Consider the following 4999-nt stretch of genomic DNA (forward strand, 5'->3'; position numbering starts at 1 on the left):
AAATCAATCGAATAAATGAGGACCATATAGGTTTATTCGGTTATATTGGAAGTAACGGCACGGTGTCAAATATCAAGCTCGAAAACACAACTGTCAATGGATCAAATTATGTGGGAGCTCTTGCTGGAATATGTGAGGGGAAATTAATATCGAACCACATGTCAGGCAATGTTAATGGAGATAATGTTGTTGGAGGTATTATTGGCTGGAACTCGAATGGTACGCTGAAAAATTCTTACGCAACTGGAGACATCAAAGGTGACACATTTATAGGTGGACTTGTTGGGCAAAATAGTGCGAACAATATTTTCTATGGATCCATGGAATCCAAAATATCAGAGTCCAGAATAATAGATTCTCATGCAACAGGCGATGTCAGTGGAAGAGGCATCGTGGGGGGTCTCGTCGGTATTAATTCAGGAATAGTTAATAAATCATATGCTACTGGTGATGTGGATGGAAACGCATATATCGGCGGTCTAATCGGTGCGCATATTAGCAATTTTGATTATCAATCACAAATTTACGCCTCTAAAGCTAGTGGTAATGTGACAGGTGTCAGGATTGTTGGTGGATTAATAGGTTCTAACGGAGGCCCTGGAAAGGAGTATTTAGGTGGTTTGGTTAAAGATTCATCCGCTAGTGGCGCCGTGACTGTGCCTACTGGAGCAACAGGAGAGAACATCGGTGGATTGGTAGGACAGTGTATCTACGGCAAAGTTGAAACTTCGAAATCTACTGGTAATGTGTTGGCTGACAGTGCTAAAAACGTTGGTGGACTAGTAGGATATAACGATGGAGCGACCTATATAGGTACAAATTATGAAGGGATGTTTCCAAGTATTATTTTAGAATCGTATTCCACCGGTAACATCAAAGGCAGCCAAAATGTTGGTGGGCTTATTGGTATGAACTACAATTATAATGTTACAGATACTTATGCTATTGGGTCTGTTGAAGGTACAACAAATATTGGAGGCCTTGTTGGAAACAACAATGGTCCTAAAGCTACTGTGAATCATTCGTATGCGACAGGAGATGTCTTAAGTACAGGTGACACTCCTTATATTGGAGGAATCTTGGGAACAAACCAAAATGATGCAAAAGTGACTGAAGCTTATTGGGATGTGGATACTACTGGACAATTAACATCAGCTGGTTTACCAGAATCTAACGGCCTTAACACGACTGAGATGAAAGGCGATGCTGCTAGAACCAACATGGAAGGTTTTAATACTGATGTTTGGTGGTTTGTAGATAATGAGTATCCTAAATTGCTTAGTGATGAAAACCCAGACATAAAGCTAATAACTGCCTACCCCGTGTCTGAATCGGTCGGTGTTAATGAGAATGCCAGTTATACTCTAACCTTGAAAAATACAGGTTATCTGAATGATTCCTATGACTTGGTGGTTAGTAGTCCAAGGGCCGATGCTTTTCTGGATAAAAGCTCTCTTAACTTAGCTCCTGGCGAATATGGGTCCGTGAATCTAAACGTTTCCTCTGATTCCGGTGGTAATTTTGACGTAAAAGTGTCCGCGGTATCAACTAATGCAGGACAGAAAGAAACTGTCACCACGACTACAAAAGTGGAAAAGTATGGCCTAACAATGAATGCTGACTCGAGTTCTTCAACGATTAAACCGGGCAACGAAACTAACTACACACTAACAGTTAAGAACACAGGTAACCGGGAAGATACGTATAATCTGAATGTCACAGCTCCATCTTTAAGTCCTGGCCTAACGACCGGTTCTCTCACGATAGCACCGGGTAACACCCAATCGTTTGATGTCACTCTGTCAAACTCAACCCCTGGTTCATATACAGCCACTGTCAACGCATCATCAACCAGTGATACGGATGAATGGACTGAGAAAACTCTTGAACTAAATGTTGAGGATAAGAATAATTCGGGTGTTTCATTATCGCTGAATCCAACAACTAAGAGAGTTGAAAGAAATGGAGGGGCAGCCTACACTATCAAGGTTAAGAATACTGGTAATGTAGAGGATACGTATTCATTGATTAATGATTCAGATGCTTCATCGAGTATAGGAACAAGTAATATGAATCTTGGTCCGGGAGAATCATCAAGCACTACCCTGACAGTTAGTAACACAAGTGAGATTAAGACCTATGCAACGGATATAACGGTGGAGTCAGATAATTTTGATGTGAGTTCTGATGGTACTGTTTATACAAAAGCGGTTAACTCGGTGGATATCAGTGCTAGTCCCGGATCACAAACCGCAACCCAGGGAAATAATTCAACCTATACTATAAGTATTCAGAATACAGGAATCCAAACCCATAACTATACAGTATCCATACCGTCCAAACCATCCAACACAGATTCAACACTTTCAAGAAGCACTATAAATGATCTGGAACCAGGACAAACTGATGAAGTTACATTGTCTCTTAATAACACCAAATCATTAGCAGGTGGAGAATCCAGAAGAATTGTGGCAGAAATAACGGCTTACGTAACGGAATCACCTGATAAATCTGATGCCACAACAGTAAGCTCTCTGTATTCAGAAGAGGAAGTTTATGGTGTATCGATTTCCAGTGATGTGGTTGAGCAGGCTGTTAAGCCTGATAATAATGCTACTTACTTGTTAACTGTACAGAATCTGGGGAACTCAGATGAAACCATAGATCTGTCTAAGTCCGTACAGAAAGGTGATTTGGAGAAAAGTTCTGTGTCTTTAAGTTCTTCCGGTGATGTAGGTAGTGAGAAAGTGGTTAAATTTAATCAGTCATCTTCTGAGTCAGGTGAAGTAGTTATTACTGCAAATTCCAGTGGAGTAACTGATTCATTGACCTTGAATACAAGGGTAGCCGAAGTTGACCAAGATAACGTGGTTAACAGTGATGTAGATGATGCGTCAACGGTTACTAACTCAGAAGTGGAATCATCAACCATAATCAACTCAGAAGTGATTAATGATTCCGTTGTTAATGGTTCACGTGTGATAGATTCGAGTATAAATAATACGGAGGTTATTGATTCGGATTTGTCAAATGTAATGATAAAGAATGGAGTAGTTGAGAATAATTTGATTAAGAAAGGTGTCGTTACGGTTGATGGTACTGAGTACGAGTTAACAGAAGAAGATGAGGCGGTTACCGCTGAGGAATTAGTTAGTTCTGAAAAGTTTGACAGTAACATAGTAGGTTCTTCAGGTGAAACAACTCAGATAACATCACAAAACTCTAACGTAACCCTCAACATGACAAGCGACGAGAACTATGTCGGAGGATCAATGAAACTCCAAAGATCGAGTACCCCACCAACCGATGTCGAGGCGGAGAACACTAACACCTCTCAATACGTAAGAATAAAACCAACTGTTAATGTAGAGGAATCCACTGAATACTATGTAATAAAACTATCTTATACTGATGAATGGTTAGAACAAGAAAACATTATTGAAGACACCGTGTCTATATATCGCAATAATGAGAACACGGGAGAATGGGTTAAACTCGTGGAAGAAGGAGATCCAAGCTTTTGTAATGGAGTTGAAAGAAATCTTGAAAACAACTACGTAAAAGCTAATGTAACCAAATTCTCAACCTACGAAATAGACGGACAAACAATAAGTGACCAGGAAGACGGAGATGGAGTAGAAGAAGGTTCAGGTACTAATGATGATTCGGTCAGAGTGTCTGTGGGTGAGAGCATGCCGGATGAGAATGTCCGCTCAACCGATTCCAAACAAATGGTCGTTTCTGCAGGAGAATCCGTTGAATACGATTTCAGCGAGAGCAGCGGTCCTGTCAAAGGTATAAGCTTTGATTCAAAGGAAAACATCGGACACGTTGTTGCCAAAGTGGAGACTCTTGACTCATTACCTGAAAATGTCAAATCACCGACTGAATCTGATGACAGTGATACTGCCGAATCCGGTGAAAAAGGTCAATCAAGAAGTAAGACCTACAGCACCATGAGCATTACAGTCGGTAGTGAAGGCACTGTTTCAGACGAGAACTCAGATAATACTTTGATCGAGTTCGATGTCACCAAAGAGTGGGTCGAAGATAACAACATCGACCCAGAAACAATCCGGATGGAGAGATACCACAACGGTGAATGGCACGAACTTCCGACCAATAAAAAAGCAGAAGATGAAAATCTGCTGCATTTCACCGCGTTCACTCAAGGATTCTCTATATTCACTGTAGTTGGTGACGAAATCGAAAAGACCGGTGCAGAGGATGAAAAAACTGAAACTGCAACAAACGACACCACTAGAGAACCAAAACCCGAATCTGAACCTGAAGAATCCACACCAGGATTTACTTCAATTCTGGCTCTTGGTGTCCTTGGAGCGGTCTACTTGGTTTTGAAAAGAAGATGATTAAGTGCAGTTATTTTTACTGCACCTTTTTTTCTTTTTTAATAATAGATATTCTGTACCAATCATATCAATTAATAGAATTGAGATGACCCGCTCCTAAGTAAACCCGTGACCTTTCTCTAACCCTGTTGCCCCATCATCGTAACTGTTTTATATATACACATATCAAAAATTAGCTGGAAACTCCAAAAGTTTAAAGTTAATGCTGAACTATCAATTAATTCTTTTTTTATTTTTTGTCTGTTTACATTTTTTTATCTTTTTATATGATGATAAATGATATCATACTGGATAGGAATAATTATATTAGAAGTCAATGAACTAATAGATAATAATAGAATAATTATTACTAAGAACTGATTGAGGGAATTGTCTCTCATCATTTAGACTTAGTGGGGGAGAAGTTCAAATGGAAATAACAAAAGTATTCAAATTATTTGGAATTATGAGCTTTGTGTGTATATTAGCCCTTTCAATAGTTTCTTTGGCTTCAGCACAAACTGATGTATGCAGAGACCTTCCGGATACAGCTAGTCCAGGTGACACAATTACTGTGAACTTAGATATTACACTGGATGGTGCAAACAAAACAGTGATCGAGGACAATGTACCTGAAGGCTGGACTGTTA

At 39.7% G+C, this 4999-nt stretch carries 2 protein-coding genes; both read left to right on the forward strand.

The genetic code is table 11. The annotated features are described in order from the left end of the window. Nucleotides 1–62: 62 nt before the first annotated feature. Nucleotides 63–4370 carry a PGF-pre-PGF domain-containing protein gene (locus QZ276_RS09085; RefSeq protein ID WP_292487311.1) on the forward strand — a complete coding sequence of 1436 codons (4308 nt, stop codon included), beginning with the start codon at nucleotides 63–65 and terminating at the stop codon, nucleotides 4368–4370. A 409-nt stretch (nucleotides 4371–4779) separates the two neighbouring features. After that, the coding region (locus tag QZ276_RS09090; protein WP_292487313.1) for a hypothetical protein at nucleotides 4780–4999 on the forward strand (220 nt) is incomplete at its 3' end.

The sequence above is a fragment of the Methanohalobium sp. genome (assembly GCF_018609725.1).
Lineage (GTDB): Archaea > Halobacteriota > Methanosarcinia > Methanosarcinales > Methanosarcinaceae > Methanohalobium.